This window comes from Streptomyces sp. NPDC000594 (assembly GCF_040299965.1).
GTDB lineage: Bacteria > Actinomycetota > Actinomycetes > Streptomycetales > Streptomycetaceae > Streptomyces.
The window spans coordinates 49,744-75,932 of record NZ_JBEPCY010000002.1; the positions used below are offsets into that span (position 1 = coordinate 49,744).

The following is a 26,189-nucleotide window of genomic DNA, read 5'->3' on the forward strand; positions in this document are numbered from 1 at the left end:
GAGGATCGAGAGGGTGGGCGCGTGCGGCTCTACGGTGTCGTGTTGGCGGGCGGGTTCCGCCGGTTCGCGGCGTACCGCGTGGCCACGGCGGCGGGGGTGTTCACCAACACCGTCTTCGGCTTCATCATGGCGTACACCTATATCGCCCTGTGGGACGAGCGGCCCCGGCTCGGCGGCTACGACGTCAGCCAGGCCGTCACCTATGTCTGGGTGGGACAGGCGCTGCTGATGGCCTGTGCGCTGATGGGCGGCGGCTTCGAGGACGAGCTGATGGACCGTATCCGTACGGGTGACATCGCCGTCGACCTCTACCGCCCCGCCGACCTCCAGCTGTTCTGGCTCGCGGGCGATCTCGGCCGGGCCGCCTTCCATCTGATCGGCCGGGGTGTGCTGCCGATGGCGTTCGGCGCGTTCGCCTTCGATCTGGCGCTGCCCGGATCGGCGCTGACCTGGCTGGCCTTCCTGCTGGCGGTGGCGCTCGGGGTGCTGGTCTCGTTCGCGCTGCGGTTCATCGTGGCGCTGTCGGCGTTCTGGCTGCTCGACGGTGCCGGGGTGAGCCAGGTCAGCTGGCTGCTCGGGCTGTTCTTCTCGGGGCTGATGCTGCCGCTGAACGTCTTCCCGGGGGCGCTGGGCGAGGTGGCGCGGGCGCTGCCGTGGTCGGCGCTGCTCCAGATCCCGGCGGATGTGCTGCTGGGGACCCGGAGCGGCGCCGAGCTGGCGGGGGCGTACGCCTTCCAGGCGGGGTGGGCGGTGGTGCTGCTGGGCGCCGGGCGGATGCTTCAGAGGGCGGCGACCCGGAGGGTGGTGGTGCAGGGTGGCTGAGCGACGGATACCGGTCCCGGAGGTTCCGGAGGTTCTGGGAGTCCCCGAGGTCCCGGAAGTTCCAGTGGCCCCGCGGGCAACGGTCCCCCCGGCCCGGAGCGGCGGTTCCTGGGCGACCGAGGCGCCGGACCGCCGGTCCCTCCTCCTGGACGGGATACGCGCCTACGGCCTCATCGCCGCGATGTGGATCCGCTCCACGATGACCTACCGGCTCTCCTTCGTCCTGATGACCTTCGCGGCCTTCGCGGTGACCGCCTTCGACTTCGTGGCGATCCTGCTGATGTTCTCCCATATCGACGCGCTCGGCGGTTACTCCCTGCCCGAGATCGCGGTGCTGTACGGAACGGTCGGCACCGCCTTCGGCCTCACCGATCTCCTCCTGGGCTCGGTCGACCGGCTGGGCCGCCGGGTGCGCGACGGCACCCTGGACGTCCTGCTGCTGCGCCCGGCCCCGGTGCTTGCGCAGGTCGCCGCCGACCGGTTCGCGCTGCGCCGTATCGGACGGATCACCCAGGGGCTGCTGGTTCTCGGTTACGGGGTGCTGACGGTGGAGGTCGACTGGACCCCGCTGAAGGTGGCGATGGTCCCGCTGATGGTGCTGACCGGCGCGGTGATCTTCGGGACGGTCTTTGTCGCGGGGGCCGCGTTCCAGTTCTGGGCGCAGGACGCCGCCGAGGTGCAGAGCGCGTTCACCTACGGGGGCAGCACCCTGCTCCAGTATCCGCCCACCGTCTTCGCCCAGGACCTGGTGCGCGGGGTGACCTTCGTGGTCCCGCTCGCCTTCGTCAACTGGCTGCCCGCGCTGTATGTCCTGGGCCGCCCGTACCCGCTGGAGCTGCCGCAGTGGCTGGCCTTCGCCCCGCCCCTGGTGGCGGCGGCGCTCTGCTGGCCCGCCGCCCTCGCCTGGCGCGCGGGACTCCGTTCGTACCGCAGTACCGGAAGCTGATCAGGGAGCGCTGGGATGGACTCGACGCATATCGTCGAACTGGACGGGGTGGAGAAGGTCTTCGATGTCCGGCGTCGGGCGGGTCTGCTGCGCCGGGAGAAGCGGCAGGTCCGGGCGGTGGACGGGATCAGCTTCCGGGTCGCGCGCGGGGAGATGGTCGGCTATATCGGGCCCAATGGCGCGGGTAAGTCGACCACCATCAAGATGCTGACCGGAATCCTCACCCCGAGTGCGGGACGGCTGCGGGTCGCGGGCATCGACCCGTCCCGGGAGCGCACCCGGCTGGCCCGGCGGATCGGGGTGGTCTTCGGCCAGCGGACCACCCTGTGGTGGGATCTGCCGCTGCGGGACTCGTACCGGCTGATGCACCGGATGTACCGGATCCCGGACCGGCGGTTCCGGGAGAACCTGGACCGCTGTGTCGAGCTGCTGGATCTGGCCGAGCTGCTGGAGGTGCCGGTACGCCAGCTCTCGCTCGGCCAGCGGATGCGCGGCGACATCGCGGCGGCGCTGCTGCACGACCCGGAGGTGCTCTATCTCGACGAGCCGACGATCGGTCTGGATGTGGTCTCCAAGGCGAAGGTGCGGGGCTTTCTGCGCGATCTGAACGCCGAATCCGGCACGACGGTGCTGCTGACCACCCATGATCTGACCGATATCGAGCAGCTGTGCCGCCGGGTGATGGTGATCGACCACGGTCGGCTGATGTACGACGGTGAACTCGCCGGGCTGCACGGGGTGGCGGAGAGCGAGCGCACCCTGGTGGTGGACCTGGCCCGGGAACTGCCGCCGCTGGTACTGGAGTCGGCACGGACGGTACGGGTGGAGGGGCCGCGCCAGTGGCTGGCCTTTCCGGCGTCGCAGTCGGCGGCGCCGCTGGTGGCGGAGGTGGCGGAGCGGTATCCGGTGGTGGATCTGTCGGTCCGGGAGCCGGACATCGAGGCGGTGATCGCGACGATGTACGCGGAACGGGCGGGCGGCTGAGCGCCATGGCCGCACGGCGGCCGGTGCCGTCGTCCTGGTGCCCTCGTTCTGGTGCCGTCGGCCGGCCTCTCGCCCGGTCCCGTCGGGCGTCCGGAACCGTTCCGCTGACTATTCTGACCGTATGAGCGAACTCCCTGATATGCGGGCTTCCGACAGTGAGCGCGAGAGGGTGGCGGAGCGGCTGCGCGAGGCGGTCGCCGAGGGCCGGCTCACCATGGAGGAGTTCGAGGAACGGCTGGAGGCCGCCCTGGGCGCGCGGACCCACAGCGATCTGGAGCCGCTGGTACGGGACCTTCCGGCGCCCGGCGTCGCGCCCGGTCTCCCCGGTCTCGTGGACCCGCCCGGCACCCCGGGTGCTCCGGTTGCCCCGGGTGGTTCGATCGCCCCGGGTGCTCCGGTGGCGGGCGTCGGCTGGGAGGGCAGGTTCGGCGGCCGGGTGACCTCACGGATGGCCTTCGCCTTCTGGGGCGGGTTCGGCCGCCGGGGGACCTGGACCGTACCCCGCCGCTTTCTCGCCCTGACGGTGATGGCCGGCGGGGAGCTGGATCTGCGCGAGGCGCTCTTCGAGGAGCGCGAGGTGGTGATCCGCTGCTTCACGCTCATGGGCGGGATGAATGTGATCGTGACACCGGACACCACGGTGGAGGTGACCGGCGTCGGCTTCCTGGGCGGCTTCGGCGAGAGCGGCACGGACCCGGCCCCCGACCCGGCGGCACCCCGGGTGCGGATCACCGGATTCGCGCTGATGGGCGCGGTGGGCGTGATCCGTAAGCGGTCCAAGGCGGAGAAGCAGCGGCTGAAGGCGGAGCGGGAACAGGCCCGGCTGGCGGCCCGGCGCGAGCGGGAGGCCCTGGAGGCCGGCTCGGGACCCGATCCGGACCGGGAGCCCGAGCGGAAGAACAAGCCCAAGCCCAGGCCCAAGCCCCGGCAGGAGCACAAGCGGAACTCCGGGCCCGCGCTCCCCGACGCCGGGGACCTCTCCCAAGGCTCGGACTGATCGGCCCACCACCCCGTACTCCCCTGTTGCCTCCTGTGCCCCGCGCCCCGGTGAGCGCTCCCGGGAACTCAGGGTGCGCGCCGGGAGTAGGTCAGGTAGGGACAATGCGTACGGGGTGCGCGTGGACGGGTGGAGCGGATGAATCGCACAGACCAGACGGATCGCACGGGCGAGCGCCGGGCGGGCCTGCCGTCTTTCGCGTACACCGAGGCGGATGCCGTCAAACAGCGCGGTGTGCGCCGGATGAAGATGTTCGCCACCGGGCTGCTGATCGGTGTGGCCGTCGTCTTCGCCCTCGCCACCTGGGCGAAGAACGCGGGCGCCGGGCCCTGGGCGGGCTATGTCGCCGCGGCGGCGGAGGCGGGCATGGTCGGCGCGCTCGCCGACTGGTTCGCGGTGACGGCGCTCTTCCGGCACCCCCTGGGCCTGCCGATCCCGCACACGGCGATCATCCCGAACAAGAAGGACCAGCTCGGCGCCTCGCTCGGCACCTTCGTCGGGGAGAACTTCCTCTCCGAGGACGTGGTGCGGGCCCGGCTGGGGGCGCTGGACATCGGCGGCCGGCTCGGCTCCTGGCTCGCGGAGCCCGCCCATGCCGACCGGGTGACGGCGGAGCTGTCGACGGCGCTGCGCGGTGCGCTCACGGTGCTGCGGGACTCCGATGTCCAGGCGGTCGTCGGTGAGGCGATCGTGCGCCGGGCGGAGAGCGCGGAGATCGCTCCGGGGATCGGCAAGACCCTGGAGAAGGTGGTGGCGGACGGTGCCCATCACCGCGCGGTCGATCTGATCTGCGCCCGTGCCCATGACTGGCTGGTCACGCACTCCGTGTCGGTGATGGACGCGGTGGAGGGCGGGGCCCCCGGGTGGACCCCCCGGTTCGTGGACCGCAAGGTGGGCGAGCGGGTCTATCGCGAGCTGCTGCGCTTCGTGGTGGAGATGCGGGACATGCCGGCCCATCCGGCGCGCGGGGCGATCGACCGTTTCCTCACCGACTTCGCCGCCGATCTCCAGTCGGACACGGAGACCAGGGCGCGGGTGGAGCGGATGAAGTCGGAGCTGGTCGCCAGGGAGGAGGTCCAGGATGTGATCTCCTCGGCCTGGTCCTCGGTCCGCGCCATGATCATCTCGGCGGCGGAGGACGACCGCAGCGAGCTGCGGCTGCGGGCCCGTGCGTCGCTGATGTCGCTGGGCGCCCGGCTCGCCTCGGACCAGCGGCTGCGGTCCAAGGTGGACGGCTGGGTGGCGGGCGCGGCGGTCTATGTCGTCACCACCTATCGCTCCGAGATCACCTCGCTGATCTCGGAGACCATCGCGAGCTGGGACGCGGAGCAGACCTCGCGGAAGATCGAGGCGCATATCGGCCGGGATCTCCAGTTCATCCGGATCAACGGCACGGTGGTGGGGGCGCTGGCGGGGCTGCTGATCTATACCGTGGTGCACGGTCTGGGCGGCTGATCCCCCGGCGGGCATCGGCGCACCGGGGAGGAGAAGGAGGTGTGGCGCCCGGTCCCGCGGCGGCACCGGTGCGTAGGACGGCCCCCTCAGCGACCCGTCCGTACGCCCACCGCGGTCCGCGGCGCCACACCTCCGTACGAGGGGTCAGCCGAAGAGCTGACCGCGGACGGCCCCGTCGGGGTACTCCAGGTTGTGGATGTTGGAGTAGTACTCCGCCGGGTACGCCCGTACCCGCTTCACGGCCGCCGCGCTCTGGCCGTTCAGCTTCCCGGAGACGGCGAAGACGCCGGTGGGGACAGGCCGGTTGAAGAGGTTGAAGACGACATCGCCGTTCTTGCCGAAGACACCCCGGTGGATATGGCCGAGGGACGGGCTCTGGATGTTCACCCAGGCGAGCGAGTAGCCGACGCCGGTGCCCTTGGGGGCGAGGGTGGTCAGCGCCTGTCCGTCGGGGTCGTTGACCTTGGAGGTGTCGGTCTTGGGCACCTCCTGCTCCCCGTTGGAGAGCGCGGTGAGGCTGCCGGGGCGCAGTACGTCGAGCGGGTTGACGGGGTGGGTCTGCTTCTTGAGCTGGCCCCGGACGGCGCCGCCGGGGAACTCGGCGCTGTGGAGGTTTACGTAGAACCCGGCCGGATCCTTGCGGAGGGCGGCGGCGAGCTTGGCGTCGGTGAGGGAGACATGGCCGGCGGCGCGGTCCACGGAGTCGGGCATCGCGGCACCGAACAGGGTGACCTTCAGCGCGCCGTTCTTGCCCTTGGCCCCCTCGTGGATATGGCCGAGGCTGGGCACCAGGCCCTTCCACTGGAGCGAGTAGGTGAGGCGGTCGCCCCGGAGGGTGAGATAGCCGGAGGCCTTGCCGTCGGGGTCGTTCACGGCGGGCCCGCCGGGGGTGGGGACCTCCTGGGCGCCGGACAGCGAGATGGCGAAGGTGGTGACGGGGCCCTTGGCGGGCGCGCCGAAGGCGCTCCCGCCCTGGGTGCCCTGGGTCCCGTGCCCCTGGTGGGCGCCGTGCCCGGTGCTGCCGCCGTGTCCGCCGTGGCCGCCCTGTCCCCCGTGCTCGCTGTGTCCCCCGTGTGCGGTGGCGGGCACGGCGCCGGTGGCGCCGAGCACCAGCGCGCCCGCCATCGCGGCGATCACTCGCTTCTGCATGGTTGGGTCCTCCCCTTGAAGCCGACTGGTCTGGGTCGGTCGCCAACAAATACGGGCGGCGGCGGCGAAGTGTTCAACGAAACTTTTCTTTCTCATGGGTTGAACCGTCGGTCAGTTGTCTCCGTTTCTAGGGGCAGACCGAGCAACGTCATCACTCCGGGGGACCCACGATGCCCAGGAACCGAGCCGCCCCGCTCCTGACCGCCGCGGCGGCCACCTTCTCGCTGCTGGCGCTGGGCGCGTGCGCCGACTCCTCCGGAGACCCGCCCGCCGCTTCCTCGCCGGCCTCCTCGGCCTCCCCGGCTCCCCGCCCGGCCGCCTCGGTCCGGGTCGCCGACTCCGTACTCGGCCGGATCCTCGTCGACGGCGCGGGCCGTACCCTCTACGCCTCCACCACCCGCTGCTCGGCCGACTGCGTCACCCGCTGGCCGGCCCTGACCTCCACCGGCCCCCTGACCGCCGGCCCCGGCACCCGCCCCGCCCTGCTGACCCGCACCGAGCACACCCCCGGCACGGAACAGGCCGTCTACGGCGACCGGCCCCTCTACTACTACGTGGGCGACACCCTCCCCGGCGACACCAACGGCCAGGGCCTCGACGGCGAATGGTTCGCCCTCGCCCCCGACGCCACCCTCATCCGCACCCCCGCCTGACCCCCACCCCACCCCAGACCCGCGGCGGCCGGAACTGTCCCCCCGCCCGCCGCGGCCCACCCATTCCCGGTGACCCAACGCCGAACGTCCCCCGCCGGCGGGGGGTTACCGGGAATGCGGTACGCCGCCGGCCCTCAGCCTGGGTGGTGCTCTAGCCCCTCTCGGGTCGGGGCGCGCGCCGGGGTGTGCTTGATCTTGAAGGAATCGAAAACCTGTCCTAGCGTCTCGTCATGGACATGCGCGATCTTCTGCTGCGAGTGGCAGCCACATACCAGCAATCCGCCGGGACCAAGGCGCATGTACCGGGTCAGCGGCTGCTCAGGCGAATCGAGAAGCATGCGGGACTCTCGCTGCCGCAGGGATACGTTGCGAAGGGGCGAGGAGGGCAAGGCTCCGCCGCTTCGACTCCATGGGTTGGGGTGTTCCATCAGGACATCACGCAGGACCCGAAGGAAGGCTTGTACCTTGCCTACATTTTCAGTGCGGACCTTGCGTCGGTCACCCTCACTCTCCAGCAGGGCGTCTCACGGCTAGAGGACCGCCTGGGTGAGGGCGAAGCGCTGCGGCAGCATCTTGAGCGCACGGCAGACCAGCTGCGTCAGAAGCTTCCGGCGGCCTTGATGCAGGGGTGGGCAGACCGCCCTCACTTTGGCTCTACTGCCGTGAAACCGCGGGCCTATCAGGCCGCGAGCCTAGCCTCCCGCCGCTATGAGATAGCCCAGCTGCCGAGCGAGGCGGTGTTGCAGGTAGATCTTGAGCATGCCATGCACCTCCTTCAGGCGGCAGCGGCTGCTCAGCTAGCGCAACTCTCTTGGCATGACGAAGAGAGCAGTCTGCTCGACGTTAGCTATGAGGGAGGTGGCCACGGGATGGTAGACCCTTTGAGCGCCTTCCACCCGAAGGATAGTCGCGCCTATGTCGCTCACATTGCAGCTAAACAGCAAATCAAGAATCGTCATCACGAGCGCCTGATTGCTGAATTTGGGCCGTACATAGCCAGTCGTGGATATAAGCCGAGCACCGTGCGAGTCCACCCCAAGGACCTGGTCCTGCATCTGGCAGGGGAGAAGCCAGATGCAGGACCAGAGTGGTTGGTTGAGGCGAAGGTTGTACGGTCAGATAACTCAACTGCCGCGGTACGTGAGGCAGTGGGCCAACTGAAGGAGTACAGCTACTTCCTCTACCGAGAGCGCGGCAAGCCGGAGCCTCACCTCTTGGCTCTCTTTACCGCAAATATCGGCGTCTATGCCACCTACCTTGAAGATCAAGGAATAGCGGCTATCTGGCAAACGGAGAACGGCTGGCGCGGGACGCCGCTTGCCGTTGCATGGAGCATGGTGGGCTGATGGTCTGCTAGCTGGCGATCCGTGAGTAGGAGCAAACATCCGCGGGGATTTCCTGCTGAAGTTCCCAGGTGATGGCCATGGGCTTACTTCCCTCATGGGTGACATAGCGGGCAGGCCCCAGTAGCAACCATGGCTGCGGGCCGCCAATATCGGTCTTTCGATAGCGGCGGACAAAAAGAAGAACATGGGACCCGAGAGCCTGGTGCTCGCGGTATCGCACCCCTGTCTGTGATGTCTCTGAGGTTTGATTCTGTGACTCCCAGTGGAACTGGAATTCACTCAAGGCGTAGTCGCGGTACCGAGTCTGCGGCGAGAAATCTTTCTCGTCCTTCTCCAGAGTGATCAACAGTGCGTCCGTCTGGATATTTGAGCACCAGCGCACGCCTTCGCGGAAGTGTCCTGGCATCAGTCCGCCGATGGTGGACTGCCCCAATGCCGGCAAGATCTCTTCGCGACTGTAGGAGGCATGGACGGTGAGCGGAAGAGTCGAGAGCGCATCAGGCAATGAAACAGGGACATGCTCGATATTGCTCCGAGCGTACTCCAGTACCTGGCAGATCTCATCGCGAAACGCCTGCTGTGGGCGGAGCCGATCGAGGGCTTCTTGATAGGTGGCGAATCCGCCAAGGGGCCAGAGCGAGAAGATAAGCATGCGGGCATACGCTTGATTCAGCTCGCTGAGTGCTTCATAGTCCGGTGCGTCGTCTGCGAGGATGCCCTGATAGGCGTCGATGCGCTGAGGGTCATCAACGTGAAGGAAGGCAGGGGCTCTCTTGAGAAGGCTGGATTCGCCTTCCGGGATAGGAGTCGCCAGTAGCTTGCTCCGGCGCAGCAATCCTGTCCAGGAGTTTCCGTTTCCACGATATACCTCTTTGAGCTGCCTCTGGCTCTCTGCTAGATAATTCGCCAGCCTGGGTTCGCCGTAGTGGGCTACTTCCCGTGCGAGCTGTGTGACGTTTACATTGATCTGGCTGCGGATATTCTCGATGATCCGCTCCTTGGCTTTAGGTTCAAGGATGATCTGACAGCCAGAAGGGAGCTGGGGGAAGTCTTTCTCAATCCTGTCGAGGAGTCGATTGCGTGTAAGGTTTGTTAGGGCGCGATACTGCTCCTCGAAACGGAACTCTTTTCGGTGCTGGCCAATGAAGTCCAAGACGGTGAGCACCGACTTACCTTCGCTTCGCCGGAGCCCACGCCCTAGTTGCTGAAGGAAGACCGTGGCGCTGGATGTCGGTCGGAGCAGCAGCAGGGTGTCGACATCGGGTATGTCCAGACCTTCATTGAAGAGATCGACAGAGAAGATTACCTGGAGCTCACCTGCTTTGAGTGCATTCAATGCTGCCTTGCGGTCTTCCTTGGGTGTTTCCCCGGAGAGAGCTTGAGCATGGAGACCGGCTTGGCGGAAGGAGTCTGCCATGTAATGGGCATGTTGAACGGAGACGCAGAAGCCCAGAGCGCGCATGGATCCGGGGTCGGTTACCTTGTCCTTGACTGCTTTTATGATGAGTCGAGCACGAGCCTTATTTCCGGTGAACAAATTATCCAGCTCTGCTGGTTCGTAGCTGCCCCGTTTCCAAGTGATCGAGCTCATGTCGGTGCTGTCGGTGACGCCAAAATAGTGGAAAGGGCTGAGGAGCTCGTTCTCCAATGCCTCCCACAGCCGCAGTTCAGCGGCAATACGGCCATCGAAGAACGCATCTTGGATGTTTTCGCCATCCATGCGTTCCGGGGTGGCCGTCAGTCCTAGCAGTTCTTGAGGCTTGAAGTGATCTAGGATGTTCCGATAGGTGCGCGAGGTCCCATGGTGAAACTCGTCGATGACAATGACGTCAAATTGATCAGGCGGCAGTTCCTGTAGGCGCTGAGTGTTGAGACTCTGAACGCTAGCAAAGACATGATTCCAGCCTTTGGGGCGAAGCCCACTGTGGAGCTCTTCGCCGAAATTTGCGTCGATGAGCACATCTTGGTAGGTCCTCAGCGACTGGCTCAGGATCTCTTGCCGATGGGCGACGAAGAGCAGGGTGAGATCGCGGCCGTGCTTCTGGCGCAATGCTTTGTAGTCAAGAGCGGCCATGACCGTCTTGCCCGTGCCGGTTGCGGCCACCAGAAGGTTCTGATGGCGATGGTGCACCGTGCGTTCCACCTCAAGGCGCTCCAGCATGTCCCGCTGATGAGGGTAGGCCCGAACCTCAAGCCCCGACAGGGCCACACCGCGCTCCCGTGATGGGCCACTGCCTCGACCGGCGACGTAGAGCGCCTCGGTGAGACGATCGCCATCCCGATCGGGGTCGTATGGCTCAAACGCTGCATCGCTCCAGTAGGAGTCGAACGTAGCCTCGAACTTGCGGAGCACGTCGGGGGTGGCCACGGAGGAGAGACGGACATTCCACTCCAGTCCGTCCAGGAGCGCTGCCTTGGACAGATTGGAGCTTCCGACGTAAGCGGTGTCATAGCCGCTCTCGCGGCGGAAAAGCCATGCCTTGGCATGGAGCCTGGTGGAGCGAAGCTCATAGTTGATGCGTACCTGGGCCCCGAACCGTCGAACCAGTGCGTCCAATGCACGCCGTTCGGTAGCCCCGATATAGGTCGTAGTAATGACGCGAATCGGGATACCGCGGGCGTGTGCCGACGCAAGGGCCTGCTCTAGTACACGGATGCCATGCCACTTGACGAAGGCACAGAGGAGATCGACTCGGTCAGCAGTCGCGAGCTCGGTGCGGAGCTCAAAGCCAAGGCTGGGGTCTTCGGGTGAGTTGGTGATGAGCGCGGTCTCCGAGAGCGGGGTAGCAGGCCGCAAGGAGTAGACGCCCGGCTCCTCCTGCTGAGCGATCGAGAGAAGCTGGCGAGGCCCCTCGGCGATGAGATCAACCCATTCCTGGGCTCCTTGGAGGGTGCTGATGGACTCCAAGATGTGGTTCGCCGCGTGGACCCGCTCAGCCACGGGAAGCCGCTCCAACACCTGCTTGGCCGTCTGGGCGACATGGCGTGCGATGACCTGAGCCGACGACTCAGGCCCCACATCGCCATCAATCGCGCGCCAACCCTCCCGCGAGTTGAGGACCTTGAGCTGGTTCTCCAGCCGGAGTGTGATCAGCTGCTCGTAAAGTCCAGCTACCGGCTGAGAACCCTGAGCGGAGTCTGCCATCGCGCACCTCTCCCCGTTTCGACCTCTCAGTGATATCAGGAGCTGCTGACAGCCTGATCGGGGGTGGTCGAGCTGTGATCAGAAGCTGTCCCCGCCGTGGCAGTCCCGGTACGCCCTCTCCGAACCGCACCAGCAGGGGCCGTTGCGGGGAGGGGGCCAAGGGGTGGCGCGGCCGCGGGCGGCCAGGGTGGTGGTGAATTGGGGGAGGAGGTCGGCGAGGGCGGGGGAGGACTGTTCGGAGGCGGCGAAGGCCTCGTAGGCGGGGACGGTCGCGGTGACGATGCCGAGGTTGGCGGTGCCGGTGGAGGCCAGGTCGCGCAGGGAGGCCTCGATGTCGGTGAGGTGGGCCGCGTGGGTCGGGTACTCCGCCTCGAGTTCGGGGTACGCGGCCAGGAGTTCGGTCAGCTCGGGCGCGGGCCAGTGGAGGACCGCGACCGGGAAGGGGCGGGAGAGCGCCGAGCGGTATGAGCCCAGTTCGGAGCGGAGGCGGGCGATCTCGGCGCGGAGTTCGGCGGGGTTGTCCGAGCCCAGGGCCCACAGGCGGTTGGGGTCGTGGAGTTCGTCCAGGGGGATGTCCGACTGGCCGCCGTGGACCTTGTCGGCGCGGAGGTCCCAGCCGTCGTGCGGGTGGCCGAGGAGTCGGCGGACCCGGTGGCGGCCGGTGAGGAGGGTCTGGGTCTCGTACGGGACCTCGTCCTCGCCCGACGGCAGCAGCAGGGTCACCGCCTCGGTGAAGCACGCGTGGGAGGCGTCCAGCTCGTCATGGGCCTCCAGGGTCTCCGCGACGATCTCCCAGGGCGCCGGGTCCGCCGGGCCCGCCGCGCGGATGCCGGCGATCAGGGCGCGGGCCTCGGCCTCATGGCCGTACTCCCAGAGATTGGCCGCCTGGAGGGCCTTCACCAGATGCGGACGGTCGGGGCCGGAGGTCAGCAGCCGGTCGTAGAGGGTGGAGGCGCGTTCGCGGTCCCCGGCCAGTTCCAGGTGGGCCGCGGCCTGGAGCAGCAGGGGCTCCGAGTCCTCCGGGTACTGCGTCGCGGTGCGCAGCAGACGCTCGGCTTCGGCGATGTGATCGGGAGGGGTGTCGGGGCGCATGGGGGACACCGTACTGCGGTGACGGCACCGGATGATCGGCCACCGGGGTCGGGGGAACAGGGCGGGAGCGTGCTCCGCCCCACCGCGCCGGGCCGACCGATCAAGCGTCCATCAAGGGCTCGTCAAGGACGCGTCAAGGGGCCATCAAGGGGGTGTCGACGGCATGCGGGGAAGGAGGGGGTGGTCACGGGGATGCGGATGCACAAGGCGTCGGGGGCGGGGCATCGGGTATAACGGAGGGGATCCGGCCCGGCAGGTGCCGAAGGCCGGTACAAAGGCCAGTACACAAAGGCCAGTACACAAAGGTCAGTACGAAGGCCGGCACAAAGGCCGGCACACAAAGGTCGGTACGAAGGCCGGCGCAAAGGCCGGTACAGGGGAAGAGGGGGAGGGGACATGGAGCTCAAGCGGCTCGCCGACGTGCCCCGCCCCGCCGGGACGAGCCGGTCCGCCGCCGCGTGGTGGCCGGCCGAGCTGAAGCGGTTCGCCGCCGCCCTCCGTCCCGCCGTCCTCGCCCTGCTCATCGCCGTCGACCTGCTGCTCTTCGACGGCAGCACTCTCTCCGCCGCCGTCGCGCTGACCGCGACCGCCACCTCCGCCGTCGCCTCCGCGCTGATCTTCTGCGCGGTCATCGCCGCCCGGTGCACCCCCGTGGTGCCGCGCGGCCGGGTCCGTACCGCCATCCGCGACCGGGAACGGCGCACCGCCTTCCTGCCGCAGCGCGATCCCGACGCCGCGGGCCGCAGTCGCCCCAGGGCACCCGGGTACGCCCTTCCGACGGCCGCGTAGGAGCGCGAACCGCCGGGAGCCCCGCTCCCACCAACGCTCCACGTGGGCAACGTCATGCCGCCTCTCCCTTTCAGGCACGACGACCCCTCGGAGGGTTCACCCGCCATGTCCGTTTTCGCCACCCTTGTGGAACGGCTCGCCGAGCTGCTCCAGCCGCTCTTCCTCGGCTCCGCCACCGCCGCCGCCATCATCGTCTTCACGGCGCTGGTACGGCTCGCCGTCCATCCCCTCTCCCGCGCCGCCGCCCGCGGGCAGAAGGCGAGCGCCGCCCTCGCGCCCCGCGTGGCCGAGCTGCGCCGCAAGCACGCCAAGAACCCCGAGCGGCTCCAGCGGGCGACGATGGAGCTGTACGCCAAGGAGAAGACCTCGCCGCTCGCCGGCTGCCTCCCGAGCCTGCTCCAGCTGCCCGCCTTCTTTGTGCTGTACCACCTCTTCTCCAGCTCCCGGATCGGCGGCGAGCCCAATGAGCTGCTGACCCACACCCTGCTCGCCGCGCCGCTCGGCGAGCGCTGGACCGACGCGCTCGGCCGGGGCGAGATCGCCGACGGCGCGGGCGCGGTCTATCTGGTGCTCTTCGCGATCGTCACCGCGGTCGCCGTCGTCAACTACCGTCGCGCCCGGCGGCAGTCCGCGGCCGGTCCGCAGCTCCCCGACGCCCCTCCCGGCACGGCCGCGCTGATGCGGTTCATGCCGCTGCTCTCGTTCGCCACCCTGGTGACGGTCGCGGTCGTCCCGCTCGCCGCCGCGCTGTACATCGTCACCAGCACCACCTGGGCATCGGTGGAACGGGCCTTCCTCTACCGGGACATGCCCGCCGCCGGTGCCCTGGCGAACCCGCTCTGAGGACAGAGGACAGAGGACAGCGGCGGAGAGCGGAGACGGTAGGGGAGCGGAGACGGTACGGGAAACCGGCCCGCTCTTGCGCGGTCATCGGATCTCTTGGAACGATCGGCCGGGCGATCCACCGGCCGATCGGCCGGACTCCCCGATCGTCGAGACGGGCCCGAAGGAGGCGGACATGAAGCTCATGCGTGTCGGTGCGGCGGGCGAGGAGCGCCCGGCCCTGCTCGACCGGGACGGTACGCGATGGCGCGACCTCTCCGGTCTGGTCACCGACATCGACGGCGCACTGCTCGCCGACCCCGCCGCCCTGGACCGTATCCGCGCCGCCGAATCCGCGGGTGACCTGCCCGTACTCCCCTCCGAAGGGGTACGGGTCGGTCCGCCGCTGGCCCGGGTCGGCAAGGTCGTCTGCATCGGCCTCAACTACCACGACCACGCCGTCGAGACCGGCGCCGAACTCCCCACCGAGCCGGTGATCTTCCTCAAGGCCGCCGATACGGTGGTCGGCCCCTATGACACCGTCCTGGTCCCCCGGGGCAGCGAGAAGACCGACTGGGAGGTCGAACTCGCCGTGGTCATCGGAGGTACGGCCCGCTATGTCGGCGACGACGAGGATCCGCTGGCCTATGTCGCCGGCTACGCGATCTCGCACGATGTCTCCGAGCGCGCCTTCCAGATCGAGCGCGGTGGCACCTGGGACAAGGGCAAGAACTGCGAGACCTTCAACCCGCTGGGACCCTGGCTGGTGACCCGGGACGAGGTGCCGGACCCCCAGGCGCTCCGGCTGCGCCTCTGGGTCAACGGTGAGCTGCGCCAGAACGGCACCACCGCCGACCAGATCGCCCCCGTCGCCGAGCTGGTGCGCTATGTGAGCCGGTTCATGACCCTCTACCCCGGGGACGTGATCAACACCGGCACCCCGGCGGGGGTCGCCCTCGGACAGCCCGAGCCCAAGCCCTATCTGCGGGCCGGGGATGTGGTGGAGGTGGAGGTGGACGGGCTGGGACGCCAGCGCCAGCGGTTCCGCGACGCCTGACCGACGCCCTACAGCGACACCGTCACGCCCCGCTCCGCCGACCGCCGTGCCGCCTCCAGCACATCCAGGGCCGCCGCCGCCTCCCCCGCCGTCACCGGCGGCGGTGTCCCCTCCCGCAGCGACCGTGCGACGGCCGTGTAGTACGCCGGATAGTCCCCCGGCACCGTCTCCACCGGGCCCCCGCCCCCGGTGAGCGGTGACTCGCCCGCGCCCAGCCGGCCCCAGTAGGACTCCTCCTCCACCCCCCAGGGCTCGCCCGCCGCCGGCCGCGCCCCCGCGCGCAGCGCCGCCTCCTGGGGGTCGAGCCCGTACTTCACAAAGCCCGCGCTGTCGCCGAGCACCCGGAAGCGCGGTCCCAGCTGGGCGGCGGTGGCGCTCATGAAGAGATGGGAGCGGACACCGCCGGCATGGGTGACGGCGATGAAGGTGTCGTCGTCCGCCTCCGCGCCCGCCCGCCGGACATCCGCCTCCGCGTAGACCCGTACCGCCGGACCGAACAGGGTCAGCGCCTGATCGACCAGATGACTGCCCAGGTCGTAGAGGAGTCCACCGATCTCCTGCGGGTCCCCGGACTCCCGCCAGCCGCCCTTGAGCTGGGGCCGCCACCGTTCGAACCGGGACTCGAACCGCCGGACGGAGCCGAGCGTCCCCTCCGCCAGGATCTTGCGGAGGGTGAGGAAATCACCGTCCCAGCGGCGGTTCTGGAAGACGGAGAGCAACAGTCCGCGCTCGGTGGCGAGGGCGTCGAGCCCCCGGGCCTCGGCGGCGGTCGCCGCGATCGGCTTGTCGACCACGACCGGCAGACCGGCGCGCAGCGCGGCGGTGGCGAGCGGGACATGGGTCCGGTTGGGGGAGGCGAGGACCACCAGGTCGAGACCGTCCCGCCGCTCCCACAGCTCCTCGGGCCGCTCCGCGAACCGCACCCCGGGGAGCTGTGCGCCCGCCCGCTCCCGGCGCTCCGGGTTGGCCGTCACCACGGTGTCCAGCACCAGATCGGGGGAGGCGGCGATCAGCGGGGCGTGGAAGAAGGAGCCCGCCGTGCCGTAGCCGACGAGCCCGACGCGCAGCGCGCGGTCACCCGTACCAGTCATGGGGCCACTCAAGCAACGCTGTTGCCCGGGTGCAAGCAGCCCGGCGAGCGCCGCTGTGACCAGGGGTATCGGGAGGGCCAGGGGGGTAGGGGGACCGCCGGCACCGGGCGCCCCGGGGGTACCGGACACCCCGGGGCGCCAGGAGTGCAGGGAGTACCGGGAGCGCAGGGGGTCACGGAGCACCCCTGGGCGCCGGGGGAGCGCCGGGCCCCGCTCGTGGGAGCGCCGGGCCCCGCTCCCGGGAGGTTACGAGGCCGCTCCCGCGAGCACGGGGCCGATCCCGGCCGCGCGGGCCACCCCCGGCCGCGCCACAACAAGCGCTCCCGCCCTTCCCGCCCTACGCTGATGGGGCGGAGTTGCACGGCTGTTCGGGGCGGTACGGGCGCGCTGCGCACCACCACCGGCCGGGGGCGGGGAAGGCTCGCGGCGACCCGCTCCGTCGGATCACCGCACGATCCCCCACCGGATCACCGCACGATCAGCGAAGGTCACCCACCCATGCGACCGCGCACCCGCACCTCCCTCGCCGCCGGTGTCATCGCGGCGGCCACCGCCGCAGCCCTCCTCCCGCCCCCCGTCGCCGCCGACCCCCACCGCGACATCGTGGGGAACGGCGTCCGCGCCCCCCGCTGTGCCGCGCCCTCCGTCCGGGACTTCCCCATCGACACCCGGATGCGCGGCGGCCCCGAGCTCCACCGCCCCGGCGGCGGATTCGAGCGGTGGACCGTGGAACTCGCCAACCGCACCGACCGTTCCTGCCGCAACATCCACCCCGTCCTGGTCCTCACCGCCCGGGACCCAGGGCTGACCCGGGAGCGGATCAGTCTGGACTTCTATGACACCGCCGCCGCCCGCTGGCGCCCCGCCGAGCTGGAGACCAGCGGCGAGGACGAGGTGGTCGCCGTCCTGGACGCCGACGCCACCAGCGGATTCGCGGTGCCCGGCCATCGGACCGTCGAGGTCGGGGTGCGCCTCGCCCTCGCCCCGGACACCCCGCCCAACGAGGTGACCGTGAACGCCGCCGTCATCCAGCGCCACGGCGACGACGGCGACTGGGTCGGGGAGTCCCCGGACTACCGCTTCACCGTCCTCCCCGCCGGGGCCACCGCCCCCCGCGACGAACTCGCCAGCACCGGAGCCGGGTCGCCGCTGCGGCTGGGGGCCGCCCTGCTGACCGTCCTGCTCGGCGGCTGCGCCCTGGCCCTGGTCTCCCGGCGGCTGCGCACGGGGGGCCGCTGATCACCTTCCGCACCGGAAACCCCCGGCTGACCAGGCGCCCGGTGGAGTGACGCCATTAGGCTGTCGGTGTCGGGGTGACACAGTGCCGTGCCTCCGGCACACCAGAACCCCGCGTCCCGTAGGCCGCAGCACGGCAGGAGTCCCGTTGATGGCAGAACGCAAGCCCGTCGAGTCCTGGCTCACCGATATGGACGGTGTCCTGATCCACGAAGGTGTGCCGATCCCGGGCGCCGACGCGTTCATCACCAAGCTCCGGGAGACCGGCAAGCCGTTCCTGGTCCTGACCAACAACTCCATCTACACCGCGCGGGACCTCCATGCCCGCCTCGCCCGGATGGGCCTGGATGTGCCGGTGGAGAACATCTGGACCTCCGCCCTGGCCACCGCCCGCTTCCTGGACGACCAGCGCCCCGGCGGCACCGCCTATGTCATCGGCGAGGCGGGGCTGACCACCGCCCTCCACGACATCGGCTATGTCCTCACCGACCACGACCCCGACTATGTGGTGCTCGGTGAGACCCGGACCTACAGCTTCGAGGCGCTCACCAAGGCGATCCGGCTGATCAACGGCGGTGCCCGCTTCATCTGCACCAACCCGGACGAGACCGGGCCGTCCACCGAGGGCCCGCTGCCCGCCGCCGGGTCGGTCGCCGCGCTGATCACCAAGGCCACCGGCAAGGACCCGTACTTCGCGGGCAAGCCGAACCCGCTGATGATGCGCACCGGTCTGAACGCCATCGGCGCCCACTCCGAGACCAGCGCGATGATCGGCGACCGGATGGACACGGATGTGCTCGCCGGTCTGGAGGCGGGCATGGAGACCTTCCTGGTGCTGACCGGGGTCACAACGCCCGCGGACATAGACCGCTACCCGTTCCGCCCGTCCAGCATCGTGGACTCGATCGCCGACCTGGTGGACCGGATCTGATCCCGGCACGACACGGCACGGCATGACACAGCACGGCATGACATGACACGGCACCCCGGCGCCCGGAAGGGCCCGGGGGCCGGAACTGCCCGGTGGGCGGTACGGGTGCGGGGCCCGTTAGGTCGTACGGGTGACGCCCCACCACCCGCTTGCGTGCTCCCGTTCCCGTATCCAGGCAGCTCGGACGGGTGAATGGGACGACTGGCGGCGGCTGCGGATGCGAAAACGCGCCACACGCGTGAATCTTGCGGTACCAGGAGGTTCACGATGCGTCCCACTTCCATCGCTCTCCGTGCCGCGGCCGTGGTCGCCGCGCTCGCCATCGGCCCCTCGACCGCCGGGGCCGCCCACGCCCGGGACTCGGTCACCGTCACGACCCACCCCTCCGAGGTGCGGGCCGGGGACGAGGTGGAGATCCGGGTGCAGGGGTGCCGGGGGACCACCGGGACGGCCGTGTCCCCGGTCTTCACGACCGACGCGGAGCTGGGCGGGGGGAGCCGGGGCCGTACCTCGTACGACACGGAACGCTCCGACGGCGGATCCGGCGACTCCCATGACTCGGGCGGCTCCGGCAACGGCCGTGGCTCCGGCAACGACGGCGGCTCCGGCAACGACGGTGACGGGGGCCACGACGGGGGCTCGGGCAACGACGGGGGCTCCGCCGGGCACTCCCTCTCCGGGAGCACCACCGTCCGCTCCCACGCCGCCCCCGGCGGCCACACCGTCACCGTCCGCTGCGACGGCCATGAGCACCGTGCCGCCGGGGCCCTGCGGGTCACCGGCGGCGGAGCGCACCGGGGCGAGCCGTCGCCCGTCGCCCCCGTCCGCGCGGGCGGCGGCGGGGCCGCACCGCTCGCCGCCGGCCAGGAGCAGCGCCACGACGACGAGACCACCGGCGGCCCCAGCACCCCGCACACCGTGATCGGCCTGGTCCTCGCGGGCGTCGCCGCCGTGGCGGTCGCCCTCCGCTCCTCCCGTCGGCGCCGTACCGGCTCGGACTGAGATGTCCGCCGAGGAACGTCCCGGCGACCGGGCCGCCCCGGACCCGGCCCCCGGACACGGGCGGCTGCTCACCGGGGTCCTCTGGGCGGTGCTGCTGCTGGGGCTCTGGCTCTGGGGGCGGGACGCCTCCGGCGACGGCGCCACCGGCCCGGCGCCCACCACCGGCGATGTTGCCGCCGTCGGACGGCCCCCGCGGGTGCCGCTGCCGCCCGCCCATGACCCGGTCGCCCCCGCCCGCCCGCAGCGGGTCGAGGTGCCCTCGCTCGGGATCAGCGCCGCCGTCGTCGCGCGCGGCCTTGACGCGGCGGGTGCGATCGACCCGCCGCCGTACGCCATGGCACAGTCCGTGGGCTGGTACGGGGCGGGTACGCAGCCGGGCGCCCGCGGGGCCTCCCTGCTCGTCGGGCATGTGGACACCGAGACCCGGCCGGCCGTCTTCTACGGGCTGAGCGCCGCCCGCCCCGGTGCGGAGGTCCGGGTGGTCCGCGCGGACGGCTCGGTGGCCCGGTTCGTCGTCGACGACGTCCAGGTCTTCGAACGGGACCGGTTCGACGCGCGGAAGGTGTACGGGCCGCGCCGCGACGGACGGGCCGAGCTGCGGCTGATCACCTGTGGCGGGACCTTCGACCGGGCGAGCGGCAGCTACACCTCGAATGTCGTCGTCTCCGCGTATCTCACGGGGCTCAAGCCCTCCTGACGGACGGCCACCGTGGCGGGCACCGTGCCGGTCACGACCGGGCCCGGCCGGTGGCCCGCTCCCCCCGGAGCCGCCGGCCGGGCCGGTCCTCGACCGCACGGTGCACGGGCCGCGGGAGGAACCCGGCACCGGTACGGGAGGGCCCGTGATGGTTCTGCGGGGACGGCGTGTCCGGGCCGATGCCACCACGGTGACGGCAGGTCCGGGCCGATGCCGCCACTGTAGGGCCGGGAGCCTTCCCGGCCCAGGGCCCGGTGACGCCTTGTCGTGAACTCGTCGCGGCGGTCCGGCTCCCGTCGCGCGCCTCGCCCGCCCCGGACGCCCCGGGTGCCCTGGACGGTGCCGGACGCCCCGGGTGCTCCCGACGCCCCGGGTGCTCCGGACACCCCGGCGGTGCGGGGCGGTGCCGGGCCTCGTGGCCCGCCGACCCCGTGTGCCAGGATGACCAGGACCGATCATCGCCGCGACGGCCGGCCGGCCGGCACGAGGGGGAGCGGATGTACAGGACGCGCACCGGGCGCGCCATGACGGGGGCCGGGGTGGCGGTTCTGCTGCTCTCCGGGTGCTCCTCCGACGAGAAGAAGTCCCAGGAGAAGGGCGTCGGCCAGCAGCCCAAGGCGACCGACCCGTACTGGGTCAACCCGGAGGGCAGTGCGGCCCGCCAGGTCGCCGAGTACCGCGAGAGCGGCGAGGACGACAAGGCCGATCTGATCCACCGGATAGCGAGCCAGCCGTCCGCCGACTGGATCGGCACCGAGGACCCCGAGGGCCAGACCCGGCGGATCACCGAGCGGGCCACCGAGGCCGACCGGGACGCCCTGCTGGTGCTCTACAACATCCCGCACCGCGACTGCGGCCAGTTCTCCAAGGGCGGTGCCGCCGACGCCGGTGCCTATCGCGCCTGGATCGACGGGGTCGCCCAGGGCATCGGCGACCGCCGGGCCACCGTGATCCTGGAGCCGGACGCCGTGCTCCATCTCGTGGACAGCTGCACCCCCAAGGAGTTCCACGAGGAGCGGTACACCCTGATGCGGGAGGCGGTGGAGCGGCTGAAGCGGCAGCCCGGGACCACCGTCTATCTGGACGCGGGCAACGCGGGCTGGTCCCAGCCGGACGTCCTCCACGAGCCGCTGCGCCGGGCCGGGATCGACCGGGCCGACGGCTTCGCGGTCAATGTCTCCAACTTCTACTCGACCGCCGACAGCGCGGAGTTCGGCAAGCGCCTCTCCGCCAAGGTCGGCGGCAAGCCCTTTGTCATCGACACCAGCCGCAACGGCAACGGCCCGTACACCGGGGGCGACCCGAAGGAGAAGTGGTGCAATCCGCCGGGGCGGGCGCTCGGCGAGGTGCCGACGACCGGGACCGGGGACCCGCTGATCGACGCCTATCTGTGGATCAAGCGCCCGGGTGAGTCGGACGGCGACTGCAAGGGCGGCCCCAAGGCGGGCGACTGGTGGCCGGAGTACGCCCTGGAACTCGCCCGTAAAAGCGCCTGACCGCCCGTACGGACAGACCCCGTACGGACAGACGGAGGGGGCGGGACCCGGTGGTCCCGCCCCCTCCGTGTCACCTCAGGCCGGGTGACCGTACCCGCTCACGGGACCTCCACCCACACCGCCTCCGACGGGGTGCCCTCCGCGTCGGTGACAAAGAGCATGTACCGCCCGGACGGGACGAGGGCGCGGTTCTCCGGGACCGTCACGGTGATCCCGTCCGCCGTCTTCTTCATCTCCAGCGCGATGGAGCGCTGGTCCACATCGGTGACATGGGTGACGGCGCTGGGCCGGATCAGCTTGGCGCCGGTGACCGGCTTCCCGCCACCGACCTTGAAGGTCCCGGACCCGCCGCGCTCGATGGTCTTCGGGCCGCCGCTCACCTCGGGCCTGCTGTCCCGGTAGAGATAGGGCGGCTCATAGATCTCGACCCGCTGCTCGAAGACGCCGGGCCGGGTGTTGGCCTTGTCGGAGAAGAGGGAGTCCGAGCCGAAGATCATCACTCGGCCGTCGGGGAGCAGCACCGAGCCGGAGTGGTAGTTCCGTCCCACCCGGGGGTCGGCGACCCGCTGGTACTTCCCGGTCTTCGCGTCGTACGTCCGGGCCTGGAGGACGTTGGAGCCGCCGCGCCCCCGGTAGTCCTCGGAGCCGCCGGTGACCAGCACGGTGTCGTCGGGCAGCAGCGAGGCGCTGGGGTAGCGGGTGCCCTTCTCCAGTGACGCGCCGTCGCGGAAGCGGGGCTTCTTCTCCTTCAGGTCCACCAGCCGGGACTTCTCGCTGGAGTTCTCCGACTCGCCGACCCCGCCGCCGCCGATGACCATGAACCGCTGGTCCTGGGCGGGCGGCAGCATCACCGTGGCGGAGGTCTCCATCTGGTCGGCGTCGCTCAGCCCGGGGATCTTGTCGAACTTGTTGGTCTCCAGATCCCAGACACCGGGGTCACGGCCGACATCGGCGGGCCCGTACCCGGCGTTGGAGCCGGAGTAGAAGAGCTTGCCGTTCTCCATGAGGAAGAGCGCGGGGTAGGTGGGGAAGCGGCGGATCTTCCCGGTGTACTCCCACTTCTTGGTCTCGGGGTCGTAGATCTCGTCCTTGCCGGGGACGATGGCGCCGATCTCGTCCAGGCCGGAGGCGGAGAGGACCCGCCCGTCCTCCAGGGTGGTGAGGGTGGGGTACCAGCGGGCCTCGTTCATGGGGTCGACGGGGATGTACTTCTCCGCCACCGGGTCGAACTCATAGGCGTCCCTGATGCCCTGGAAGTCCTTCTTGTCGAGGGCCAGCTTCTGGGCGATGCCATAGACATTGCGCCGGTCGTCGCCCTTGAGCCCCTGGACGCGGTAGTTGTCCTCGGTGCCGGTCTCGTACTTCTTGCCGCTCCGCTCGGCCTCCACATAGATCCGGCCGAGCCCGGCCTCGGTCCGCAGGAACCGTCCGGTCTTCGGGTCGAAGACCTTCTTCGCCTTCTCCACCAGGACGGGGTCCTTGGAGACAAAGGTCTTGCCGTTCTTTTGGCCGGTGAACTCGGTCCCGGCGGGGATCGTCTTGGGCGCGTCCGGGTCCTCATTGTGGACGATCATCAGGCCGCCGGCCTTGGTGACATCGCCCTCCAGCTTCTCGTACCGCTTGGTACCGCCCGCGACCAGCAGCTTTCCGTCCGGCAGCTGGGTGTGTCCGGCGCAGAACATGTCATTGGGGGTGGGGATCTTCTTGAAGGCGCCGGTCTCCGGGTCCCACAGCACGGACTCGAACTTCTTGGCGTCGAAGTTCTTCTGGTTGTTGCCGGAGCCCGCGATCAGCAGCACCTTGCCGGTGTGCAGCAGGGCGGCGTGGATGCCGTTGACGCGGTACTCGGAGGGGATGTCCAGGAAGGTCCACTTGCCGTTGGCGGCCTTGTACTCCGGCTGGTCGATCTTGTACGCGTGGTACTTGGCGTTGCCGTAGCGCCAGAGCGCCGGTCCGTTCATCCCGGCGATGGCGGCGACGACCACCACTCCGATGGCTATCCGGCGGGCCCGCCTCCTGCGGTGGTTGATCCGGGCCGTGCGCTGGGCCCGGGCGGCCTGCCTGCTCATTTCTTACGTCCCCCCAGGGCGATCTGCATGGTCTGTTCGGGGTCCCGCGCGGCCGGGGAGCCGGGCGGGGCCGGGTCGGAGGTGGCGGTACCGGCGGCGGTGGCCTGGGAAGCGGGCCCCGAGCGCCGCCGGCGCCGTCCCCGCTTCTTCTCCTTCTTCTCCTCGCGCAGCTCGTGCCACCAGATGAGGATCGGCGACGCCGTGATCAGCATCGCCAGCGTGGCCCACGTGATCATGGCTGGGTGATCATGGCCGAGGAAGAAGGACGAGACGAGTGACGCCCCGAAGACCGCGATGAAGAAGAGGTGAATGCGGAACGTCCCGAAGAGGGTGTCCGGGCTGGAGGAGTCGCCCTTGGGGGTCACCACGAACTTGCTCTTGCGCCGCAGGGCGGCGTCCAGCAGCGAACGGGCGTAGATCGGGGCGGAGAGCGCCGACATCATCATGCCCGCGAGACCGCCGGAGCCCTCGGGCTCGTGCGGCGAGACATTGTGGCGGCGGTTCCAGATGTAGAGGCCGATCTGGAGCGCCGAGGCGTTCCCGTACAGCATCATCCAGATCAGCGGGTCGATCTGGACACCCGAGGCGCCCATGCCCAGGAAGAGGGCGCAGCTGAGGGCGGCGAGGATCCAGTTCAGCGCCGACATTGGATAGAAGATGATCATCATGGTGTAGTTGAAGAGCTTGCCGGCGGGGAGGCTGCCGTAGCCCTTCCAGTACTGCTTGAGGATCGTCTCGTAGGTGCCCCGGGACCAGCGCAGCTGCTGGGTGAAGAAGTCGGTCCAGGCCGTGGGGCCCTCACCGACGGCGAGGACGTCCGGGGTGTAGACGGAGCGCCACTTCTTGCCGGTCGCCGGGTTCTTGGCCCGGTGGATCTCGAAGCCGGTCGCCATGTCCTCGGTGATGGAGTCGTAGAGACCGCCGATCTGCTTGAGCGCCGAGATCCGGACGGCGTTGGAGGTGCCGACGAACATGGGGGCGCCGTAGTGGTTCCCGGCCCGCTGGATCAGGGCGTGGAAGAGGAACTGCTGGGACTCGGCGGCCTTGGTGACGAAGGTGTCGTAGTTCCCGTAGACCTGGGGGCCGATGACAAAGCCCACATCGGGGTCGCGGAAGTAGCCGAGCATCCGCTCCAGATAGTTGGGGAGCGGGACATGGTCGGTGTCGACGGAGGCGAAGTAGTCGTAGTCGTCGCCATGGGCCTGGAGCCAGGCGTTGTAGTTGCCGTGCTTGGTCTTGGCGCGGTGCGGGCCCTTCTCGGTGTTCCACTCGGCCACGCCCTTGCGGGAGAAGTGGTGGACGCCGAGCTTGGCGCAGACCTCCTTGACGGCGGGGTCGTTGCCCTCGTCGAGCAGCCAGACATGCATCACCCCGCGGTGGCGGATACGGACCGCCGCCTCCAGGGTCTTGGTGACCATCTCCAGGGGCTCTTTGCCCGGGACGAAGGAGGTGAGGAAGGCGACCCGGGTGCCGGACTCGGGGACCACGGGCACGGGGTCGCGCGCCACCAGGGTGGCATGGGCGTTGGAGAGGACGTTCAGGGTACGGAACAGCTCGATCAGACCGATCGAGACCAGCATGACGACATCGAGGGCGACCAGGGTGTCGTCGTTGAGGTTGGGGTCGCGCTCGGTCCAGTGGGAGGGCTGCATCAGCCAGAGGAAGAGCCCGAGGGAGACCAGCGGGGCCGCGCCGAGGAGCAGTGCCGCGCGGATACGGCGGGTCTCCTGGGATATCAGGGAGCGGTACTGGACCCGGTACGGCGTGTCCGGGTCCGGTTGGGTGAGGGGTCCGGCCAGCCGGCTGTAGTGCTCGTAGTCGTATTTCGGCAGGGTTTTCGCCGGCTGCTGGCGGTTGCCGCCGGGTCTGAGGTGGGCGAGCACTCTGAGCTGGGTCGTCCGGCTGGGGTCGCCGGACTCCCCAGCTGAGCTGGGCGTCATCATGAGTCATCCCCCCAACACGCGGGGTGAGCGCGTGCGGTGTCGAGTTCGGTGCGTCCCGACCGCGAGCCCCCTCGACCCGCTGGCCTGAACTGATAGGTGGCGAACCACTGTCCGCTCTGACGGAGGACAGTCACTCGCCGGTTGCATGATGCCGGGTCCACGATCAGTTCGCGCAAGGGGCCCCCTCCCCTCGCGACAGAACCGGAATTTGGCGTTCCAGCTCCCCTCAACTGCGCTGGGACAAGGCCCCTGGTCATTGAACCGAATTCAGGATAGGGTCCTCGGCCGCTCCGGTGGGGCGGGTGGACGAAGTACCGGAGATCGGTCATGCGTACGATCCGCAGCGATCCTGCGAAAATGCCGAAAGCATGGGGTGGAGTGGCCGGAATCTTTCGCCCGGCGCCACTCGCGGGGGCACCTGCGGGGTGCCGGGGGCTTGGGCGCCGAGGGCTTGGGTGCGGGGGTGT

Annotated in this window: 21 protein-coding genes; 15 read left to right on the top strand and 6 right to left on the bottom strand. The window is 69.8% G+C overall.

Going from position 1 to position 26,189, the window contains the following annotated elements; translation table 11 throughout:
* The first annotated feature begins 21 nt into the window (after positions 1-21).
* From ABT354_RS02990 to ABT354_RS03010, 5 genes are all read left to right on the top strand, one after another.
* Positions 22-822 carry an ABC transporter permease gene (locus ABT354_RS02990; protein WP_351488170.1) on the top strand — a complete coding sequence of 267 codons (801 nt, stop codon included), beginning with the start codon at positions 22-24 and terminating at the stop codon, positions 820-822.
* Between the two features lie 64 nt (positions 823-886).
* Positions 887-1,768: an ABC transporter permease gene (locus tag ABT354_RS02995; protein ID WP_502983307.1), complete on the top strand. Its 882-nt coding sequence runs from the start codon at positions 887-889 to the stop codon at positions 1,766-1,768.
* A 15-nt stretch (positions 1,769-1,783) separates the two neighbouring features.
* Positions 1,784-2,752: an ABC transporter ATP-binding protein gene (locus tag ABT354_RS03000; protein ID WP_351488172.1), complete on the top strand. Its 969-nt coding sequence runs from the start codon at positions 1,784-1,786 to the stop codon at positions 2,750-2,752.
* Positions 2,753-2,891: 139 nt separating this feature from the next.
* Positions 2,892-3,749 (top strand): DUF1707 SHOCT-like domain-containing protein, encoded by an 858-nt coding sequence (locus tag ABT354_RS03005; RefSeq protein WP_351489140.1) that lies wholly within the window; start codon positions 2,892-2,894, stop codon positions 3,747-3,749.
* A 138-nt stretch (positions 3,750-3,887) separates the two neighbouring features.
* Positions 3,888-5,204, top strand: a complete 1,317-nt coding sequence (locus ABT354_RS03010) for a DUF445 domain-containing protein (protein WP_351488175.1) — start codon at positions 3,888-3,890, stop codon at positions 5,202-5,204.
* Positions 5,205-5,348: 144 nt separating this feature from the next.
* Here ABT354_RS03010 and ABT354_RS03015 read toward each other — a convergent pair whose 3' ends face one another.
* On the bottom strand, positions 5,349-6,353 hold the full coding sequence (locus tag ABT354_RS03015; RefSeq protein WP_351488178.1) for a CHRD domain-containing protein: 1,005 nt from the start codon (positions 6,351-6,353) through the stop codon (positions 5,349-5,351).
* Between the two features lie 170 nt (positions 6,354-6,523).
* Here ABT354_RS03015 and ABT354_RS03020 point away from each other — a divergent pair, with 170 nt between their 5' ends.
* Positions 6,524-7,006 carry a COG4315 family predicted lipoprotein gene (locus tag ABT354_RS03020; protein ID WP_351488181.1) on the top strand — a complete coding sequence of 161 codons (483 nt, stop codon included), beginning with the start codon at positions 6,524-6,526 and terminating at the stop codon, positions 7,004-7,006.
* 230 nt (positions 7,007-7,236) lie between these two features.
* On the top strand, positions 7,237-8,352 hold the full coding sequence (locus ABT354_RS03025) for an MrcB family domain-containing protein (protein WP_351488184.1): 1,116 nt from the start codon (positions 7,237-7,239) through the stop codon (positions 8,350-8,352).
* 7 nt (positions 8,353-8,359) lie between these two features.
* On the opposite strand, the gene ABT354_RS03030 is transcribed toward ABT354_RS03025, so the two are convergent.
* Together ABT354_RS03030 and ABT354_RS03035 are read right to left on the bottom strand one after the other, a co-directional pair.
* Positions 8,360-11,497, bottom strand: a complete 3,138-nt coding sequence (locus ABT354_RS03030) for a DEAD/DEAH box helicase (RefSeq protein ID WP_351488186.1) — start codon at positions 11,495-11,497, stop codon at positions 8,360-8,362.
* Positions 11,498-11,575: 78 nt separating this feature from the next.
* Complete coding sequence (locus ABT354_RS03035) at positions 11,576-12,589, bottom strand: SEC-C metal-binding domain-containing protein (RefSeq protein WP_351488189.1); 1,014 nt, start codon at positions 12,587-12,589, stop codon at positions 11,576-11,578.
* 396 nt (positions 12,590-12,985) lie between these two features.
* On the opposite strand from ABT354_RS03035, the gene ABT354_RS03040 reads away from it, so the two are divergent.
* The 3 genes from ABT354_RS03040 to ABT354_RS03050 all read left to right on the top strand — a co-directional run bounded on the left by ABT354_RS03040 (position 12,986) and on the right by ABT354_RS03050 (position 15,257).
* Positions 12,986-13,378, top strand: coding sequence for a DUF6412 domain-containing protein (locus ABT354_RS03040; protein WP_351488192.1), 393 nt, complete (start codon positions 12,986-12,988; stop codon positions 13,376-13,378).
* Between the two features lie 105 nt (positions 13,379-13,483).
* Positions 13,484-14,221, top strand: a complete 738-nt coding sequence (locus ABT354_RS03045; protein WP_351488195.1) for a YidC/Oxa1 family membrane protein insertase — start codon at positions 13,484-13,486, stop codon at positions 14,219-14,221.
* 175 nt (positions 14,222-14,396) lie between these two features.
* On the top strand, positions 14,397-15,257 hold the full coding sequence (locus ABT354_RS03050; protein ID WP_351488197.1) for a fumarylacetoacetate hydrolase family protein: 861 nt from the start codon (positions 14,397-14,399) through the stop codon (positions 15,255-15,257).
* An 8-nt stretch (positions 15,258-15,265) separates the two neighbouring features.
* Here the strand turns inward: ABT354_RS03050 and ABT354_RS03055 are convergent, their stop codons facing one another.
* A complete protein-coding gene (locus tag ABT354_RS03055; protein WP_351488200.1) occupies positions 15,266-16,348 on the bottom strand; it encodes a Gfo/Idh/MocA family oxidoreductase in 1,083 nt (360 codons plus the stop codon).
* A 498-nt stretch (positions 16,349-16,846) separates the two neighbouring features.
* Between ABT354_RS03055 and ABT354_RS03060 the strand changes: the two genes are divergently transcribed.
* The 5 genes from ABT354_RS03060 (at position 16,847) to ABT354_RS03080 (ending at position 21,710) form a co-directional block, all read left to right on the top strand.
* Complete coding sequence (locus ABT354_RS03060; protein WP_351488203.1) at positions 16,847-17,587, top strand: hypothetical protein; 741 nt, start codon at positions 16,847-16,849, stop codon at positions 17,585-17,587.
* 148 nt (positions 17,588-17,735) lie between these two features.
* Positions 17,736-18,515, top strand: coding sequence for an HAD-IIA family hydrolase (locus ABT354_RS03065; protein WP_351488206.1), 780 nt, complete (start codon positions 17,736-17,738; stop codon positions 18,513-18,515).
* A 267-nt stretch (positions 18,516-18,782) separates the two neighbouring features.
* On the top strand, positions 18,783-19,517 hold the full coding sequence (locus ABT354_RS03070; RefSeq protein WP_351488209.1) for a hypothetical protein: 735 nt from the start codon (positions 18,783-18,785) through the stop codon (positions 19,515-19,517).
* Position 19,518: 1 nt separating this feature from the next.
* Complete coding sequence (locus tag ABT354_RS03075) at positions 19,519-20,214, top strand: class F sortase (protein ID WP_351488211.1); 696 nt, start codon at positions 19,519-19,521, stop codon at positions 20,212-20,214.
* A 497-nt stretch (positions 20,215-20,711) separates the two neighbouring features.
* Entirely contained in the window at positions 20,712-21,710 is a 999-nt protein-coding gene (locus ABT354_RS03080; protein ID WP_351488214.1) for a glycoside hydrolase family 6 protein, read from the top strand.
* Between the two features lie 98 nt (positions 21,711-21,808).
* On the opposite strand, the gene glxA is transcribed toward ABT354_RS03080, so the two are convergent.
* Positions 21,809-23,779: a radical copper oxidase GlxA gene (glxA, locus tag ABT354_RS03085; protein WP_351488217.1), complete on the bottom strand. Its 1,971-nt coding sequence runs from the start codon at positions 23,777-23,779 to the stop codon at positions 21,809-21,811.
* On the bottom strand, positions 23,776-25,722 hold the full coding sequence (locus ABT354_RS03090; RefSeq protein WP_351488220.1) for a glycosyltransferase family 2 protein: 1,947 nt from the start codon (positions 25,720-25,722) through the stop codon (positions 23,776-23,778). Before ABT354_RS03090 ends, glxA begins: the two co-directional genes overlap by 4 nt.
* Positions 25,723-26,189: the final 467 nt, after the last annotated feature.

Coding starts and splice junctions, on each gene's coding strand:
- ABT354_RS03000 (WP_351488172.1), top strand. CDS start 1,784: ATGGACTCGACGCATATCGTCGAACTGGACGGGGTGGAGAAGGTCTTC.
- ABT354_RS03005 (WP_351489140.1), top strand. CDS start 2,892: ATGCGGGCTTCCGACAGTGAGCGCGAGAGGGTGGCGGAGCGGCTGCGC.
- ABT354_RS03010 (WP_351488175.1), top strand. CDS start 3,888: ATGAATCGCACAGACCAGACGGATCGCACGGGCGAGCGCCGGGCGGGC.
- ABT354_RS03015 (WP_351488178.1), bottom strand. CDS start 6,353: ATGCAGAAGCGAGTGATCGCCGCGATGGCGGGCGCGCTGGTGCTCGGC.
- ABT354_RS03020 (WP_351488181.1), top strand. CDS start 6,524: ATGCCCAGGAACCGAGCCGCCCCGCTCCTGACCGCCGCGGCGGCCACC.
- ABT354_RS03025 (WP_351488184.1), top strand. CDS start 7,237: ATGGACATGCGCGATCTTCTGCTGCGAGTGGCAGCCACATACCAGCAA.
- ABT354_RS03030 (WP_351488186.1), bottom strand. CDS start 11,497: ATGGCAGACTCCGCTCAGGGTTCTCAGCCGGTAGCTGGACTTTACGAG.
- ABT354_RS03035 (WP_351488189.1), bottom strand. CDS start 12,589: ATGCGCCCCGACACCCCTCCCGATCACATCGCCGAAGCCGAGCGTCTG.
- ABT354_RS03040 (WP_351488192.1), top strand. CDS start 12,986: ATGGAGCTCAAGCGGCTCGCCGACGTGCCCCGCCCCGCCGGGACGAGC.
- ABT354_RS03045 (WP_351488195.1), top strand. CDS start 13,484: ATGTCCGTTTTCGCCACCCTTGTGGAACGGCTCGCCGAGCTGCTCCAG.
- ABT354_RS03050 (WP_351488197.1), top strand. CDS start 14,397: ATGAAGCTCATGCGTGTCGGTGCGGCGGGCGAGGAGCGCCCGGCCCTG.
- ABT354_RS03055 (WP_351488200.1), bottom strand. CDS start 16,348: ATGACTGGTACGGGTGACCGCGCGCTGCGCGTCGGGCTCGTCGGCTAC.
- ABT354_RS03060 (WP_351488203.1), top strand. CDS start 16,847: ATGCGACCGCGCACCCGCACCTCCCTCGCCGCCGGTGTCATCGCGGCG.
- ABT354_RS03065 (WP_351488206.1), top strand. CDS start 17,736: ATGGCAGAACGCAAGCCCGTCGAGTCCTGGCTCACCGATATGGACGGT.
- ABT354_RS03070 (WP_351488209.1), top strand. CDS start 18,783: ATGCGTCCCACTTCCATCGCTCTCCGTGCCGCGGCCGTGGTCGCCGCG.
- ABT354_RS03075 (WP_351488211.1), top strand. CDS start 19,519: ATGTCCGCCGAGGAACGTCCCGGCGACCGGGCCGCCCCGGACCCGGCC.
- ABT354_RS03080 (WP_351488214.1), top strand. CDS start 20,712: ATGTACAGGACGCGCACCGGGCGCGCCATGACGGGGGCCGGGGTGGCG.
- glxA (WP_351488217.1), bottom strand. CDS start 23,779: ATGAGCAGGCAGGCCGCCCGGGCCCAGCGCACGGCCCGGATCAACCAC.
- ABT354_RS03090 (WP_351488220.1), bottom strand. CDS start 25,722: ATGATGACGCCCAGCTCAGCTGGGGAGTCCGGCGACCCCAGCCGGACG.